The sequence below is a fragment of the Corallococcus sicarius genome, assembly GCF_003611735.1.
Classification (GTDB): Bacteria; Myxococcota; Myxococcia; order Myxococcales; family Myxococcaceae; genus Corallococcus; species Corallococcus sicarius.
In genome coordinates, this window is record NZ_RAWG01000240.1 from 1 (window position 1) to 15,219 (window position 15,219).

Sequence of the window (15,219 nt, forward strand, 5' to 3'; positions counted from 1 at the left end):
ATCAGCGCCTGCCCCACGCCCTGGCCCTCCGCGCCCTCCGCCACCACCACATCGGAGACGTGGCCATGGGAGAGGCGCGTGAAGAAGTCCATCAGCACCTCCAGGTAGATGAAGCCGAGCGGCTCGCCCGACGCCGACTCGGCCACGAACAGCGCATGGCCCTGGGGCACGTCCTGGGCGATGCGCTCGAACTGGGCCTCCAGCGCGCGCTGCACGTCGCCCGCATCGCGCCACGGGGGCAGGCCGGACTCGACGAAGCGGCGCGCCGTCGCGACGAGGAAGGCGCGGTCGGAGGGGCGCACCGGACGGATGTGGAGCGATGGAGCGGACATGGCATTCCTGAAGCGAGCGGGGGGCTGCGGCCGTAGCAGATATCCACACGCGTGCCACGCCCATCCGCGTCATCGCGCGCCCCCGCGCCTGAGTGATGGAGCGGGCATGGCATTCTCGAAGCGAGCAGGAGCTGCGGCCGTAGCAGATATCCGCACGCGTGCCACGCCCACCCGCGTTCATCGCAGCCCCGCGCCTGGGCGGGGACCTACGCTGCGACGGCCTGCAGCAGCTCGTCGAGCCGGGTGAGGACGACCGTGGGCGCGTGCGAGCGCAGCAGCGCCTCCGTGGCGTAGCCCCACGTCACCGCGGCGGTGGCGATGCCCTCCGCCGCGGCGGCCTCGATGTCGCGCACCTCGTCGCCCACGGAGAGCGCCTCCGCGGGACGCACGCCCGCGGCCTTCAGCACCTTCCGGAACTTCGCGCGCTTGCCGAAGATGCCCGCGCCGCAGGCGTAGTGGCGGATGCGCGCGGATGCCACCGGCCCGAGCACGCGCCGCACGTTCTGCTCCGAGTTGGAGCTCACCACGGCGAGGGTGATGCCCCGCGCGTGCAGCTGCTCGAGCAGCGCCTCCGCGCCCGGGAAGAGCGGGATGCGGTGGGCGTCGCGCGTGACGAGCTTGCGCATGTGCGCGGCGATGAAGGGCATCTTCCAGAGGGGCACACCGAGCTGCGCGATGATGGCGCGGTTGTCCTTCCCTCGCAGCGCCTCGAGTTCCTCCGGGCTGACGCTGCGAAAGCCGTAGCGCCGGGCCACGTCGTTGAAGACGCCACGCGTCCAGTCCGCGCTGTCCGCGAGCGTGCCGTCGAAGTCGAAGATGACCAGCCTGTAGCCCATGGGTGGATTCTCCTGGGACTACTGCCTGGAAAGCCAGCTCACGATGAGCGAGGCCACGGTCTCCGCGGCCGTGGCCTCGGGCGTCGCCGTCGCCGTCGAACGGATGCTCGGCCTCGCGGGCTGCCCACACAGCCTGGGAGCTTGCCCTGTAAAATTACAGTCACCCAAGGGATGTCTCACAGACGCAACTGCGCAATGCCTTGGGCGATAACTCCGCCTGCGGAATGGATTCCCATTCTTTCAGATATCGGAGTCAGACATGCACCTCTCGAAGTGGCTGCGCCATCTTGCGCTTGTTCTTGTTCCCGGCACCCTCGTTGCGTGTGGTGGATCCGAACTCCCGGAGGTCGGACCTGTCGACGCTGTCCCCGAGGCCCACGCCGCGCTGGCCGCGGACGTGACGGTGTCCTTCCAGCGGGGCGTGTCACCTTCGTCGACCTACGCGGGCGTCTCCGACACGTGGCTCCAGGAGGGCCTGCCGTCCACCAACGCGGGCTCGGACGCCGTGCTGCGGATGGACCGGGACTACCCGGGAGCGAGCGGGCAGAGCGCCAACGCGCTGCTGCGCTTCGACGTGCGCAGCATCCCCGCGGGCGCGACGGTGCGGTCCGTCAAGCTGACCGTCAACGTGACGAACCGGACGAGCGGAGAGGGCTTCTTCCTCTACACCGCGGGCCGCGACTGGAGCGAGGCGCAGGCCACCTGGGCCCGGGCGACCTCGACCGTCACCTGGACCACGCCGGGCGCACGCGGCGCGGCGGACCGGGGTGCGAGCGTGCTGGGGACGCTGCTGCCCGCCGTCACGGGCCCCTACACCGTGACGTTGGGCGCGGAGGGCATCGCCGCGGTCCAGGCGTGGGTGGACAACCCGGCGACCAACCGGGGCTTCGTGCTGGATGCCAACACGAACATGGACGGGCTGGATCTCGCGTCCTCGGAGGCCGCCACCCTCGCGCAGCGGCCGCAGCTGACCGTCACCTACACCCCCGGCTTCGTCCACCCGGGGCTGCACGTCTCCAAGGCCCAGCTCGACTTCGTCAAGGCGAAGATTGCCGCCGGTGCGCAGCCGTGGCTCGGCCATTTCAACAAGGCGGCCACCGGCTCCTACGCGAACACGGCGTGGACGCCGAGGCCCGTGCAGACCATGCAGTGTGGCAACAGCGGCAGCACGGTGGACATCGGCTGCTACAACTCCCGGCAGGACGCCCTGCGCGCCTACACGCTCTCGCTCCTCTGGTACCACACGCGTGAGCAGCGCTACGCGGACGCCGCCATCCGCATCCTCGACGCGTACGCGGACACGCTCCAGACCATCCTCTTCATCAACGGCGACGTCAGCACGCACAACGGCCCGCTCCAGGCCGCCTGGCTCGCGGAGCTGTTCCCGCGCTCGGCGGAGATCCTCCGCTACAGCGGTTCGGGTTGGACGGAAGAGAAGGCGGTCCGCTTCGGCGACATGCTGAAGCGCGCGGTGCTGCCACGAATCGTCAATGGCTGGGCGGGCGGCGGCTCCAACTGGAACAACTCCATGACGAACGGCGTGATGAACATCGCCGTCTACACGAATGACAAGGCGCTCTTCGACAAGTCGCTCGCCATGTGGCGCGTGCACGTGCGGGAGACCTTCTACCTGACGACGGACGGCGCGGCGCCCGTGCCGGCGCCGGACCAGCGCAACGCGGACGGAAGCTGGAAGAGCGGCGCGCTCCTCAGCAGCTGGCGCGGCCAGACCGAGTTCGGCACAACGCGCGTGAACGGCCTCTCCCAGGAGGCGTGCCGGGACTTCGGCCATGCGACGATGTCGATTGCGTCCGTCTCACAGGCGGCGGAGACGGCGCTCCTCCAGGGCGTGGACCTCTACGCCGAACAGGAGACGCGCATCATCGCGAGCGCTGAGTTCATGGCGAAGTACCTGGTGCCCCACGCCCCGAACAACAACGGCCAGCTCACCATCCCCGTCGACTCCTGGCTGTGCGCTCGCCGCAGCGAGTACGTGAAGAAGGACGGCCAACCGGTGCCGAACAACACGGTGGAGGTGCAGATCCTCCCGACGTGGGAGATCGTCTTCAACCACTACGTGACGCGCAGGGGCCGCTCCATGCCCTCGACGGGAGCGCTCCTCCCCCGCGTGCGCGCGGGCGGCACCGCCACGGACCTGCAGATGTCGTGGGAGACGCTCACGCACGCGGGCGTGGGCTCCGTGGGGCTGTAGCCAGGGGCCTCGGGGATCGGCGGGCGGCTGCGCCGGACCTTCCAATCAGGGACCCAAGCCGAACGCTTGAAGCCCCCCGCGTCTTCAGGGGACGCCCGTGCGTCCCCTGAAGACGCGAGCCCGTGCGCTTGGCCCCGGTCCAACAGGCGGGGCCAGGCGGGGAATGGTTCTTGCTCTGGCCATGCGCACCACATCCCCTCGGGAGAAGCCCTTCCCCCGCGCTCGCATCCCTGGTGCCCGATGACACACCTTCGCCTTCCGAAGTGCCTCCTGGTGCTCGCGCTCGCGCCCCTGCCCGGCGGCGGATTCGCGGTCGCGGAGGAGTCACCGGTGGGTGTCGCGGAGGACCGGAGGGAGGAGCCTCCGCGCAACTACGGCAACCTGCGCGCCGGCGCGTCCACCTCTGGCCGGCGTCCCAGCATCTGTCTGGAGTTGTCCCCGGTGGCGCGGCTCGGCGTGGAAGCCTGCGGCACGGGTTCGGGATTCCTTCACCGGGACCCGGAGCCGGAGATCGCCCACTTCCGCGCCAACCTGACGCTCACCTCCTGGCGGACGCGCTTCGGCTGGTTCCAGCCCCGGTTGAGCGCCGGCTTCGCCGAGCTGCAGGTGGGCGAGGACAGCTCCGGCTTCGACTTCGGGGGCTCCGGGCCCACCGGCGTGGAGACCGCCGGGCCAGAGGCGGGCGCCTCCCTCCGGGCCCTGCTGCCCATCTCCTCCGGCTTCGAGTTCGTGGGGGAGCTGGGCTTCAGCGCCGCGTACTTCAGTGCCGCGCCCCAGTTGATCAAACCCCAGGCCCGCTTCCAGCCGAGCGCCTCGCTCACGTTCGGCGTCGGCTTCTAGTGCCGTCCCCGCCCCTGCCTTCGAGCTCTCACATGACCACGGCGAGCCCTGGATCGAAGCGCGCGGTGATGGGCTGGAGCGTCTGCATCCTCCTGGTGCTGACGGCCGTGCTCATTCCCTTCCTGCTCTTCGGCGAGCGCCTGGAGGCAGCCACCCACGCCTTCCTCGACGCGCGTCCACCGGACTGGCAGGTGGCGCTCGTCCTGGGAGGGTTGCTGGCGGGGGACATCGTCCTGCCGGTGCCCTCCAGCCTCATCGGCACGGCCTCGGGAGCGCTGCTGGGCTTCTGGGGCGGCCTGACGGCCTGCTGGGTGGGGATGATGGCGGGTTGTGGTGGGGGTTACTGGCTGGGAGCCAGGGGCGGCGAGGCGGCCTTGCGACGCACCCTGGGACAGGCGGAGGTCCAGCGTCTGTCCCGGCTGGCCGGACACAGGGGCCACTGGCTGCTGATCGCCCTGCGAGGGGTGCCAATGCTGGCGGAGTCCTCCGTCCTCTTCGCTGGCGCCAGCCGCATGCCCCTGGGGAGCTTCTTCGGGGCCTGCGCGCTCTCCAACCTGGGCGTCTGCGCCACCTACGCGGCGGTGGGCGCCTCCACGGCGCGGTGGGGGGCATTCCTGCCGTTGTTCGTCGGCATGGTCCTGCTGCCTGGACTCGCGCTCTGGCTGGTGCGGCGCTTGCTACCAGGGCATCCCGCATCCCAGACATCACGCCTGGATTGACAGCGGATCCTCCTCGTTCTCTTCACCCCGGGTGCGCTCCAGCGCCCGGGCAATGCCCGGCGCATCGCTGGGATCACCGCATGCGGGAGAAAGCCTTGTCTCACAAACCCATCACCCTGCTCGCCGTGGCAGCGGGCGCCATGAGCCTCGTAGCCTGCCCGGCGAATTCGCTCCTCGAATCGGGACAGCCCGTCGCCAAGGCCCCGGCCTCCGTCACCAGTGAATGCGCCGCGGATCTGTCCTGGCTCAACAGCTCCACCCTTCCCACCGAAGTGCCGGGGAACAAGACGATCTGCAACCTCGAGCAGTTCATGTGGCAGAGCATGCTCGCGCTCGTCCAACCCACCAGCGACCCCAACCTGTTGCAGTTCGAGACGTGGATGCCGTCCTACGGCATCTTCATCAAGGACGGGACGCCGACGCCCTGGGGACAGGAGCCGCCCACCTCCTGCACCACCAACACGAAGTCCCCGGCGGCCGGTGGCAAGACGCCCCGCCTCTACACCGACATCGTCAAACAGGCCGGCTCCGATCAGCCGTTGATCGATCTGAACGGTGAGCTTGTCTATTACAGCATGACCGTGAATCAGAGTGCCTACTCGATGATCACGTCCTGCCAGCTCTACCAGGCCAACTGCGCGGGCCCCCTCAAGCCCGGGAACAAGGGCATCGACCTGATCACGAAGTATCCCAACCTCGCGTACCCCGATACCGCCGTCGAGCTGAAGACGAGCTGGATGGTGCTCGACGCCGCGGCGGTCGCCTCCGGCCGCTACTACGTCGTTCCCGGCTTGATCCAGTTCAAGGACAGCCCCTGCCGGCAGGTCAGTCTGGGGCTGACCGGAATGCACATCGTGTCCAAGACGCCCAGCTTCCCCGCGATGATCTGGGCCACGTTCGAACACCGCAACAACGCGCCTGACTGCAGCAACACCTCGGCGGCGCCTCCCCTGGGAGGGGCCTGGAACTTCTACAACCCGGCGTGCACCGGCTGCACGACCAACACCTATCAGCCGGCCACTCCCGCCCAGGTCTGCCGCATGCATCCGCAGGGGGACTCGGCGGTCGGCACCTTCCCCGGCGGCGTCGACTGCAACGTCGACCCCAACCAGTTCGCCTGCCAGGACAAGACCCGCACGATGCTCGCGGAGAGCACCCTGGCCATCAACGCGATCAACATCAGCGTCCAGGCGCTGATCAAGGCCAACCCCGGCCGCATCAACGGGGTCTGGGCCAACTACGAGCTCGTTGGGAACGTATGGACCACCAACGGCGTGACCCCGCCCTACCTGCAAGCCCAGCAGGGCTCGCTGTCCGCCGCCAATACGTCCATGGAGACCTTCGTCCAGAACGGCGTCCCGGCGGTGAGCAACCCCTACAACTGCTTCAGCTGCCACAACATGGCGGGCCCCACCGAAGGCCAGAACCTGCCGCCCGCGGGCTTGAGCCACCTCTTTGACGAAGTCCAGATGCCGGGTGGGTGCACGAACGGCGCCCTGCCCACCGCTTGCAGTCCCTACATCGGCGGCAACTAGGAAACTGAGGAGACCCCCATGAGCTACCTCGACACGCCTCGCATCAACTTCTCCGGTTCGTTCCAGGCCTCCCCCGCCACCATCAACAACACGCCCAACAACTACAACCCGGCGAACTACAACGCGGACTCGCTCAAGCCCCAGAACATCGAACTGTATTGGGAGCCCAAGGGCGACAGCATCTTCAATCTGCTCGGCTGCACGGTGACCACCGTCGAGGCGCCTGGCGGCGGCAGCGACGCCCTCGTGGGAGCGGGGGTCGTTGCCCTGTATACAGGCTCTCCGCCCAAGCTGGTGGACCTGGACCCCATGCAGCAGAATGTCAGTGAGGTCTGGGGACTCACCGTGATGATCGGTGACTTCAGCGGCGCCTACGTCCAGGGCGTGTTCACGCCGGTCGCGTTCAATGGAATCTGGGGAAACTCGCAGGGCCCCAACACCCCCAGGAACTCCGCGAGCGGCTCCGCCGTCTACCAATCAACGCTCACGAACCTGAAATGGAACGTCGGCAATTCGGCGGTCCTCCAGGCGCTGCAGCAGGCGTCGCCCCACCGTCTGTCCATTCGCATGGCGGTCAGCGCCCACAACAACGCCCCGCAGCTCTTCGCCTTCACCGCCGCCACCTTCCAGGCGATGCAGGGTCAGGGGGTTCCGCCAGGGATCCTGGACAAGCTCGCGAGCCTCCAGGACTACGTGATGAACCTGGACCCCCAGGGCAACCCGGTGGCTCCGGGGCGGGGCTACATCCCCACGCAGATGTACGTCAGCTCCCTGCTCGAACAGTTGCTCGGCCAGAGCACCGCGGAACAGTACGGTCCGGTGATCCTGGCGGCGTCCAAACAGCCCTACCAGCCGTGGATCAACTACAGCACCCAGCAACCCCTGCCCCAGCAGCCGTTGTTCGACTTCAACTACGGCAAGATCGTCGGCTCCGTGGGCCCCTGCCTGGACGCCGAGCCCACCTTCGCCGTGCCGGCGCGTACCCTGGCGCCGCCCGTACCGGCTCCGAATCCGAATCTGAGCGCGTTCTTTGCCCAGGCCCAACTGGACACCACGGGCTCCACGCCCTCGTTGACCATCGACCTGGCCAATTCGTTGCCCGTGCCGTTGCCGGGGCGGCCGTTGTGGTCGGACCAGCTCGGGACGTTGTCGCTCGCCTACTACACGGTCTCCGGGTCCACGAAGACGTACACGACCATCGTCCCCTCCATTGACTACAGCAATCCCGACTTCATCAACAAGCAATCCGGGATGCTGGTCGTCACGAACTTCGGCTCCGTCAATCCCAGCACCCTCGCGAACCTTCCGCTCGCCCTTCGAAGCACGACGGGCACCGGCAGCAGCGCCGTGACCCAGACGCTGCTGGAGGAGAATGCCGAAGGCTTGAGCATGCGCGCGGACCAGTTCAACTTCCGCATGAATCCGGGCATGCAGACCACGCCCACCTTCGGGCTGGGGGAGACCAACACCCTCAACCTCTACGTGCGCAAGTTCGGCCGGATCGAGGGGACGGAGCAATGGAGGATCGCCCTGAACACCCTCAGCCCGAGCGCCGCGTTCACCTACACCACGAACACCATGGGCACGTCGGGCACCAATGGCATCAGCGCGTCGAACATTTCGACGCCCGAGGGCAAGCTGGGCCTTTCCTCGAGCCTCGTGAACATCACCGACGGCAAGGCCACGCTCACCCTCACCGGAACGAACCCAGGCAATCCACGCGGCTACCTGGATGGGCAGGTCTACTTCACCCAGTACACCTTCAGCCCCACCGTCCCTGACTACCACCCGGACCCCAACGACCTCGTCAGTGTCCAGATCTACCAGCAGGACCCGATCACCGGCCCGCCCTCGTGGGTCAATGGGATTGGAGACATCCTGCGGCAGTACGGGATGCTCTATCCCATCATGGGCCGTTTCCAGCTGTGGACCTACGAAGGGGTCGTCATCAACCGCGAGAAGATCCAGCGTGTCCTCGGCCTGGACATCAGCCAGCCGCTGCACATGCCGGTGAGCCGCGATCTGTCGACCATCAAGTGCAATCTCATCATGGATTGGTTCAACGCAGGCATGCCCTATGGCCCCATGGGTCCCGTGGGTGGGCCGGGAACGCCGTGGGACAACCTGCCGACGGTCAGCGGCTGGGGACCCATGACGAACCTCCTGGTGCGCGCGGGTGACATCATCGACGCCATCCAACCCGGCTATGGCGCCAACTCCGCGCCCATCCAGGGCGGCCCTGGCGGAACCGCGAACACGATCGACCTCACGGACGACGCGATCGTGGCGATGACGGGCTTCACGGGCACCTACTTCGGCCGGGAGCAGATCGCGCAGATCACCTTCAAAACCGCGCGTGGCAAGACCCACGGCCCCTTCGGGAGCATGAGAAACGTGTATGGCGCGAAGCCCTTCGAGCTCGTCATGCCGAAGGGCAGCGCGATCCGGTCGTTCTTCGGAACGACGGTCGTGCACTCGGGTGGCACCACGTACATCGCCTCGCTGGGCGGCAACGTGCAGTTGCTCTGAGCGCGGTGTCGTTCACTCCGGGCGGCGGGAATCGACTCCGCCGCCCGGGGGGCCGGGCGCTGGCGCGCTCGTCAGGCGCCCGGGCGCTCACTTCCCGCAGACACGGTTTGCATCGGCCACGCAGTCGTTGGTGTTCTGGCAGCTCGTGCAGCGCAACTTCGTGCTGTTGTGCTTGTAGTAGCAGCCAACGGGCTCGGAGCGGGCATCACGCACCTCGCAGAACACGATGGTGCCGGTGGAGCAGAGCGGCTCGGCGACCGGCTCGCCGCAGCAGCCCTCGCCGTCGAAGTAGGGCCGCACCTCCGTGGTGCACTCCATTCCGGTTGGCCCCTCTCCTCCTCCGGGCTCCGTGCCGGCACAGGCGGTGAGGGTCAGTGCGAGGAGCCATCGCCACGGTCTGGAGGTCACGCGTCGTTCCTGTCCTGGGAGGTGGGAGCACCAGCACACATCCGCCGCATGCCTCCTCCATCTTCCAGGGAGCCGCGACACTTTCGAGCCTACGAGATTCAGTGCGGTCCGTCTTGACCGGATGCACTGAACACACTACGTGCCGGTACGCCTTTCCGGGATCCGCCTGCGCAAGCTGCGCGGCCCGGATGGAAGGCACGGGGGCCAGCCATGACGGAGTCGGACTTCGCGGGCACATCACCTGACAGCTCAAGGTGAGCGCTGCCCCCTGGCCACACTTCCAAGCAAGGCTTCGAAAGGACGCACCGCATGAACGCCACACCGAAGTCCCCCATCGTCTCCATCACGAACGTGACCAAGGACTACACCCTGGGCAAGGTCGTCGTTCCGGCGCTCCGGGGCGTGGACCTCCAGGTGCACGCGGGTGAGTTCATCTCCATCGCCGGTCCGTCCGGCAGCGGCAAGACGACGCTGCTCAACCTCATCGGCTGCGTGGACACCTCCACCACCGGCGTCGTCAGCGTGGCCGGCCAGGACACGCAGAAGCTCAGCGAGCGCCAGCTCACCGACCTGCGCCTGCACACCATCGGCTTCATCTTCCAGAGCTTCAACCTGGTGTCGGTGCTCACCGTCTTCCAGAACGTGGAGTTCCCGCTGCTGCTGCAGCGCAAGCTGGACAAGGCGCAGCGCAAGGAGCGGGTGATGCAGCTCCTGGAGCAGGTGGGCCTGGCCAACCACGCGAAGCACCGCCCCAACGAGCTGTCCGGCGGCCAGCGCCAGCGCGTGGCGGTGGCACGGGCGCTCGTCACCCGGCCGCAGCTGGTGCTGGCGGACGAGCCCACCGCCAACCTCGACTCGGTGACGGGCCAGCACATCATCGACCTGATGAAGGAGCTCAACCAGAAGGAGGGCACCACCTTCATCTTCTCCACCCACGACGCGAAGGTGATGAGCCACGCCAATGCGGTGTGGCGCCTGGCGGACGGAAAGATCCTGGACCGGCTCACCGCCGACGAGGCGCAGCGGGCCCTGGCCGTGGGGAGCCACTGACATGGGCGGGCACTTCCGTCTGCTGTTGCAGGTCGCGTTCCGCAACCTGTTCACCAGCAAGATCAACCTGCTCATTGGCGGCATCATCTTCCTGGGCACGCTGCTCGTGGTGGTGGGCGGCGCGCTCCTGGACAGCATGGACAGCGCCATGAGCCGCAGCATCATCGGCAGCGTGGCCGGGCACCTCCAGGTGTACTCGGACGAGTCCCGGGACGAGCTGGGCCTGTTCGGCACCATGGGCGGCGAGCCGGACCTGGCGGCGGTGGACGACTTCAGCCGCATCAAGCCGGTGCTGGAGAAGCACCCCAACGTGAAGACCGTGGTGCCCATGGGCACCAACGGCGCGCTCATCACCTCCGGCAACACGGTGGACCTGACGCTGGCGCGCCTGCGGGACCTCTACAAGAAGCGCGCGGAGGCCGGTGAGACGCCCGCCCTCCGGGAGAACATCGACAGCCTCAAGGCGCACGTGCGGCAGATGGTGGCGCTCATGGAGGAGGAGCTGGCGAAGAGCCGCGAGCTGCTGAGCGACGCCGCCCGGACGCCGGAGGAGCGCGAGTCGCTGACCCGCGCCCGCTCGGAGGTGTTCTGGGACGGCTTCGAGGCGGATCCGTTCGGCTCGCTGGAGTTCCTGGAGAACCGCATCGCCCCGCAGATTCCGGACGGCGACCTGCTCTACCTCCGCTACGCGGGGACGGACCTGGACACCTTCCAGAGCACCTTTGATCGCATGGAGGTGGTGGACGGGCAGCCGGTGCCCAAGGGGCAGCGCGGCATGCTGCTCTCCAAGTTCTTCTACGAGGAGTACCTCAAGCTGAAGACGGCGCGCCGGTTGGACCTCATCAAGCAGGAGCGCGAGCTGAACAAGAAGACGATCGCCACCGACCCCCAGCTGCAGCGCTGGGTGAAGGAGAACCAGACGCAGACGCGGGAGATCGTCTACCAGTTGGATCCCATCAAGACGCGCCAGGCGGTGGAGCGGCTGCAGAAGCTGCTGGGCAGCCAGGAGCCGAAGCTGGAGAAGCTCCTGTCCTCCTTCCTCACCACGGACGACGCGAACTTCGACGCGCGCTACACGCAGTTCTACGCGGAGCTGGCGCCGCTGCTGGAGCTCTACCGCCTGCGCCTGGGTGACAGCCTCACCATCACCGCCTTCACGCGCAGCGGCTACGTGCAGAGCGTCAACGTGAAGGTCTACGGCACCTACCAGTTCAAGGGGCTGGAGAAGTCCGCGCTGGCCGGCGCCCTCAACCTGATGGACCTGATGTCCTTCCGGGACCTGTACGGCTACCTCACCGCCGACAAGAAGGCGGAGCTCGCGGAGCTGCAGAAGCAGAGCGGCGTGAAGGCCGTGGCGCGCGAGGGCGCGGAGGACGCCCTCTTCGGCGAGGACAGCGGCAACACCCTGGTGGCGGACGCCACCCCCGGCCTCATCAACGACCAGGACACGCTCACGGGCGCCATGGATTCACTGCGCCGGGACGACCTGACGAAGCGCGTGTACTCGCAGGAGGAGATCAACCAGGGCGTGGTGCTGAGCTCCGCCATCATCCTGAAGGACCCGGAGCAGCTCCAACAGACGATGGCGGAGCTGAAGCAGTCCACGCAGGACGCCGGGCTGAAGCTGCGGGTGGTGTCGTGGCAGCAGGCGGCGGGGCTCATCGGCCAGTTCGTGCTGATGGCGAAGCTGGTGCTCTACGCCGCCGTCTTCATCATCTTCGTGGTGGTGCTGGTCATCATCAACAACGCGATGATGATGGCCACGCTCCAGCGCGTGCGCGAGGTGGGCACCATGCGGGCCATTGGAGCCCAGCGCTCCTTCGTGCTCGGGATGGTGCTGGTGGAGACGCTGCTCCTGGGCCTGGTGTTCGGCGCGGGCGGCGCGCTGGTGGGCAGCGGCATCATGGCCGGGCTGGGCAGCGTGGGCATCCCGGCGGCCAACGAGGCGCTGTACTTCTTCTTCTCCGGGCCGCGGCTGTACCCCAGCCTCAGCGCGGGCAACCTCATCGCGGCGTTCATCATCGTGATGGTCGTCTCCGCCATCTCCACCCTCTACCCGGCGTTCCTGGCCACGCGCGTGTCGCCGCTCCAGGCGATGCAGACGGACGAGTAAGCCCATGCTCCAGCTCTTCCTCATCGCATTCCGAAACCTCGGCACCCACCGCCGCCGCACGCTGCTCTTGGGGGGGGCCATCGCCGGCGTCACCGCGCTGCTGGTCATCCTGAACGGGCTGTCCAACGGCATGGCGGCCACGATGCTGCGCTCCGCCACCACCCTGTCCACCGGCCACGTCAACGTGGCGGGCTTCTACAAGGTCACCGCCGGCCAGTCCGCGCCGGTGGTGTCGGCCTATCCGAAGATCATCGAGCAGGTCCGCAAGGACGTGCCGGAATTGGACTACGTCGTCCACCGCGGGCGCGGCTGGGTGAAGATGGTCAGCGACACGGCCTCCCTTCAGGTGGGCCTGGGCGGCATCGACGTGCAGTCCGAGCCGGGCATCCGCAACGTCCTCCAGATGAAGGAGGGCACCCTGGACGGGCTGGCCGCCCCCGACACCGTGCTGCTCTTCGAGAAGCAGGCCAGGCGCCTGGAGGTCAAGGTCGGTGACACCGTGACGCTCTCCGCGCCCACCATGCGCGGCACCAACAACACGGTGGACGTGCGGGTGGCCGCCATCGCCGCCAACGTGGGGCTGATGAGCGACTTCAACGTCTACGTCCCCTCGCGGACGCTGCGCTCGCTCTACCAGCTCAAGGACGACGCCACCGGCGCCGTCCACCTGTACCTGAAGGACGTGAAGCAGGCGCCGGCGGTGCAGGCGCGGCTGCGCCAGACGCTGCCCGCGGCCGGCTACGAGCTGATGGACAACGACCCGCGCGCCTTCTTCATGAAGTTCGAGGTCGTCAACCGCGAGGGGTGGACGGGGCAGAAGCTGGACATCACCAACTGGGAGGATGAGATCTCCTTCATCAGCTGGACGCTCACCGCGCTCAACAGCCTCACCGGCGTCCTCATCTTCGTCCTGCTGGTCATCATCTGCGTGGGCATCATGAACACGCTGTGGATCTCCATCCGGGAGCGCACGCGGGAGATTGGCACGCTGCGCGCCATTGGCATGCAGCGCACGCGGGTGCTGGCGATGTTCGTCTTCGAGGCGCTGACGCTGGGCTTCCTGGGCACCCTCGCCGGGGCCCTGGTGGGGCTGGTGGTGTGCCTGTCCGTCAACGCCGCGGACATCGCCGTGCCGGAGGTGGTGGCGGTGTTCATCATGTCGGACAGGCTGTACCTGGCGGTCAACCCCGGCTCGGTGGTGGGCTCCGTCCTCTTCATCACCGCCTGCACCACGGCGATTTCACTCATTCCCTCCTTCCTCGCCGCGCGGCTCAAGCCGGTCACGGCGATGCACCACATCGGGTGAATCCTCCATGACCTTCAAGAACCTGCTGTCCGCCGTGGTGCTCGCCACGGCCCTGATGTCCGCCCCGGCGGCGCTGGCGTTGGAGCCGGCGGAGATGGTGAAGCTGCTCGCCACCATCGACGACCGGCAGCGCAATGGCGGTGACTACAAGGCGCTCGTCTATCTGGAGCAGAAGGAGAAGGACAAGACAGACGCCGTGCGCGAGGCGTTCGTGTACCGGCGCGACGCGGACGACAAGCTGATGATCCTCTTCAGCCGTCCCAAGACGGAGGCCGGCAAGGGCTACCTGCGGCTGGACAAGAACCTCTGGAGCTATGACCCCAACGTGGGCAAGTGGGAGCGGCGCACGGAGCGCGAGCGCATCGCCGGCACCGACAGCCGCCGCGCCGACTTCGACGAGTCCCGCCTGGCCGAGGAGTACGTGCCTTCCTCCGAGGGCGAGGGGAAGCTGGGCAAGTACACGGCCCACCTGATGACCCTCAAGGCCAAGGAGGGCGTGGACGTGGCCTACCCCATCATCAAGCTGTGGGTGGACAAGGAGTCGACGAACGTCCTCAAGCGCGAGGAGTACGCGCTGTCCGGCCGCAAGATGCGCACGCTGCTCTACCCCCGCTGGAAGAAGCTCTTCAGCGAGTCCAAGGGCGCCGACGTCTGGTTCCCCGAGGAGATCCGCATCTACGACGAGGTGGAGAAGGCCAACTCCACCGTCATCCTCATCAAGTCCATCGACCTGCGTTCGCTGGAAGCCAACCTCTTCACCAAGGCGTGGCTCGAGAGCAAGAGCCGATGAACCCTCGCAACCTCACCGTGGCCGCGGCGCTGTCCGCGGCCCTCGTTGGCGCGCCCGGGTTCGCCCAGGCTCCGGGCGCCGCGGGTGCCACGGGCTCCAATGACCGGCCCGACGAGGATGCCCTCTTCGGCGGCGAGTCCGACACGCCCGCCCAGGCCACGCCGCCCTCCCCTTCCTCCGGGGCTCAGTCCCCGCAGGAGCGGCCTGGCGATGATGAAGTCTTTGGCGGGGAGGACGCACCGCCGTCGGGTGGCGCGGAGGCACGGCAGCCCACGTCCACGGAGCCCTCCGCGCCCGGCAGCGACCGGGACACGGAGGCCCTGTCCGGCCCGGCGACCCGCAGCGCCTTCGACTCCGCCGAGGCGGTGGATGATCCGCTGAAGATTGGCGGCCTGTTCTACCTGCGCGCCAACGTGGTGGGCACCGAGGGCACGTCCTTCGGCGACACCGCGGTCAACGCGCCCACGCTGGTGGACGCCTACTTCGACGCGCGTCCCACGGACCGGCTGCGGGCGTTCGTGGTGGGGCGGTTGACGTATGATCCCACCC

The 15,219-nt window shown here is 67.8% G+C and carries 12 protein-coding genes and 1 pseudogene; 10 read left to right on the plus strand and 3 right to left on the minus strand.

The window, feature by feature from the left end; genetic code table 11:
• Both D7X12_RS29415 and D7X12_RS29420 read right to left on the minus strand, forming a co-directional pair.
• Positions 1-332: GNAT family N-acetyltransferase (locus tag D7X12_RS29415; RefSeq protein WP_120628575.1), on the minus strand; the 332-nt coding region annotated here is incomplete at its 3' end.
• A 206-nt stretch (positions 333-538) separates the two neighbouring features.
• Positions 539-1,168 (minus strand): HAD hydrolase-like protein, encoded by a 630-nt coding sequence (locus D7X12_RS29420; RefSeq protein WP_120628576.1) that lies wholly within the window; start codon positions 1,166-1,168, stop codon positions 539-541.
• Positions 1,169-1,427: 259 nt separating this feature from the next.
• On the opposite strand from D7X12_RS29420, the gene D7X12_RS29425 reads away from it, so the two are divergent.
• The 5 genes from D7X12_RS29425 to D7X12_RS29450 all read left to right on the plus strand — a co-directional run bounded on the left by D7X12_RS29425 (position 1,428) and on the right by D7X12_RS29450 (position 9,003).
• Positions 1,428-3,380, plus strand: coding sequence for a DNRLRE domain-containing protein (locus D7X12_RS29425; protein ID WP_120628577.1), 1,953 nt, complete (start codon positions 1,428-1,430; stop codon positions 3,378-3,380).
• A gap of 240 nt (positions 3,381-3,620) precedes the next feature.
• The gene (locus D7X12_RS29430; protein ID WP_120628578.1) at positions 3,621-4,220 is read left to right on the plus strand and encodes a hypothetical protein; all 600 of its coding nucleotides are present in this window, start codon (positions 3,621-3,623) and stop codon (positions 4,218-4,220) included.
• A gap of 32 nt (positions 4,221-4,252) precedes the next feature.
• Positions 4,253-4,939 carry a TVP38/TMEM64 family protein gene (locus D7X12_RS29435; protein WP_120628579.1) on the plus strand — a complete coding sequence of 229 codons (687 nt, stop codon included), beginning with the start codon at positions 4,253-4,255 and terminating at the stop codon, positions 4,937-4,939.
• 95 nt (positions 4,940-5,034) lie between these two features.
• Positions 5,035-6,474 carry a hypothetical protein gene (locus tag D7X12_RS29445; protein WP_147443838.1) on the plus strand — a complete coding sequence of 480 codons (1,440 nt, stop codon included), beginning with the start codon at positions 5,035-5,037 and terminating at the stop codon, positions 6,472-6,474.
• A gap of 18 nt (positions 6,475-6,492) precedes the next feature.
• Positions 6,493-9,003: a jacalin-like lectin gene (locus D7X12_RS29450; protein WP_120628582.1), complete on the plus strand. Its 2,511-nt coding sequence runs from the start codon at positions 6,493-6,495 to the stop codon at positions 9,001-9,003.
• 87 nt (positions 9,004-9,090) lie between these two features.
• Here D7X12_RS29450 and D7X12_RS29455 read toward each other — a convergent pair whose 3' ends face one another.
• Entirely contained in the window at positions 9,091-9,321 is a 231-nt protein-coding gene (locus tag D7X12_RS29455; RefSeq protein ID WP_120628583.1) for a hypothetical protein, read from the minus strand.
• 399 nt (positions 9,322-9,720) lie between these two features.
• Between D7X12_RS29455 and D7X12_RS29460 the strand changes: the two genes are divergently transcribed.
• The 5 genes and pseudogenes from D7X12_RS29460 to D7X12_RS29480 all read left to right on the plus strand — a co-directional run.
• The gene (locus tag D7X12_RS29460) at positions 9,721-10,461 is read left to right on the plus strand and encodes an ABC transporter ATP-binding protein (RefSeq protein ID WP_120628584.1); all 741 of its coding nucleotides are present in this window, start codon (positions 9,721-9,723) and stop codon (positions 10,459-10,461) included.
• 1 nt (position 10,462) lies between these two features.
• On the plus strand, positions 10,463-12,574 hold the full coding sequence (locus tag D7X12_RS29465) for an ABC transporter permease (RefSeq protein ID WP_120628585.1): 2,112 nt from the start codon (positions 10,463-10,465) through the stop codon (positions 12,572-12,574).
• Between the two features lie 4 nt (positions 12,575-12,578).
• Positions 12,579-13,880, plus strand: coding sequence for an ABC transporter permease (locus D7X12_RS29470; protein ID WP_120628586.1), 1,302 nt, complete (start codon positions 12,579-12,581; stop codon positions 13,878-13,880).
• Between the two features lie 7 nt (positions 13,881-13,887).
• Positions 13,888-14,670 (plus strand): outer membrane lipoprotein-sorting protein, encoded by a 783-nt coding sequence (locus tag D7X12_RS29475; RefSeq protein ID WP_120628587.1) that lies wholly within the window; start codon positions 13,888-13,890, stop codon positions 14,668-14,670.
• Positions 14,667-15,219 (plus strand): annotated as a pseudogene (locus D7X12_RS29480) (hypothetical protein); the annotation flags it as partial. The gene D7X12_RS29475 and the pseudogene D7X12_RS29480, both read left to right, overlap by 4 nt.

Coding starts and splice junctions, on each gene's coding strand:
- D7X12_RS29420 (WP_120628576.1), bottom strand. CDS start 1,168: ATGGGCTACAGGCTGGTCATCTTCGACTTCGACGGCACGCTCGCGGAC.
- D7X12_RS29425 (WP_120628577.1), top strand. CDS start 1,428: ATGCACCTCTCGAAGTGGCTGCGCCATCTTGCGCTTGTTCTTGTTCCC.
- D7X12_RS29430 (WP_120628578.1), top strand. CDS start 3,621: ATGACACACCTTCGCCTTCCGAAGTGCCTCCTGGTGCTCGCGCTCGCG.
- D7X12_RS29435 (WP_120628579.1), top strand. CDS start 4,253: ATGACCACGGCGAGCCCTGGATCGAAGCGCGCGGTGATGGGCTGGAGC.
- D7X12_RS29450 (WP_120628582.1), top strand. CDS start 6,493: ATGAGCTACCTCGACACGCCTCGCATCAACTTCTCCGGTTCGTTCCAG.
- D7X12_RS29455 (WP_120628583.1), bottom strand. CDS start 9,321: ATGGAGTGCACCACGGAGGTGCGGCCCTACTTCGACGGCGAGGGCTGC.
- D7X12_RS29460 (WP_120628584.1), top strand. CDS start 9,721: ATGAACGCCACACCGAAGTCCCCCATCGTCTCCATCACGAACGTGACC.
- D7X12_RS29465 (WP_120628585.1), top strand. CDS start 10,463: ATGGGCGGGCACTTCCGTCTGCTGTTGCAGGTCGCGTTCCGCAACCTG.
- D7X12_RS29470 (WP_120628586.1), top strand. CDS start 12,579: ATGCTCCAGCTCTTCCTCATCGCATTCCGAAACCTCGGCACCCACCGC.
- D7X12_RS29475 (WP_120628587.1), top strand. CDS start 13,888: ATGACCTTCAAGAACCTGCTGTCCGCCGTGGTGCTCGCCACGGCCCTG.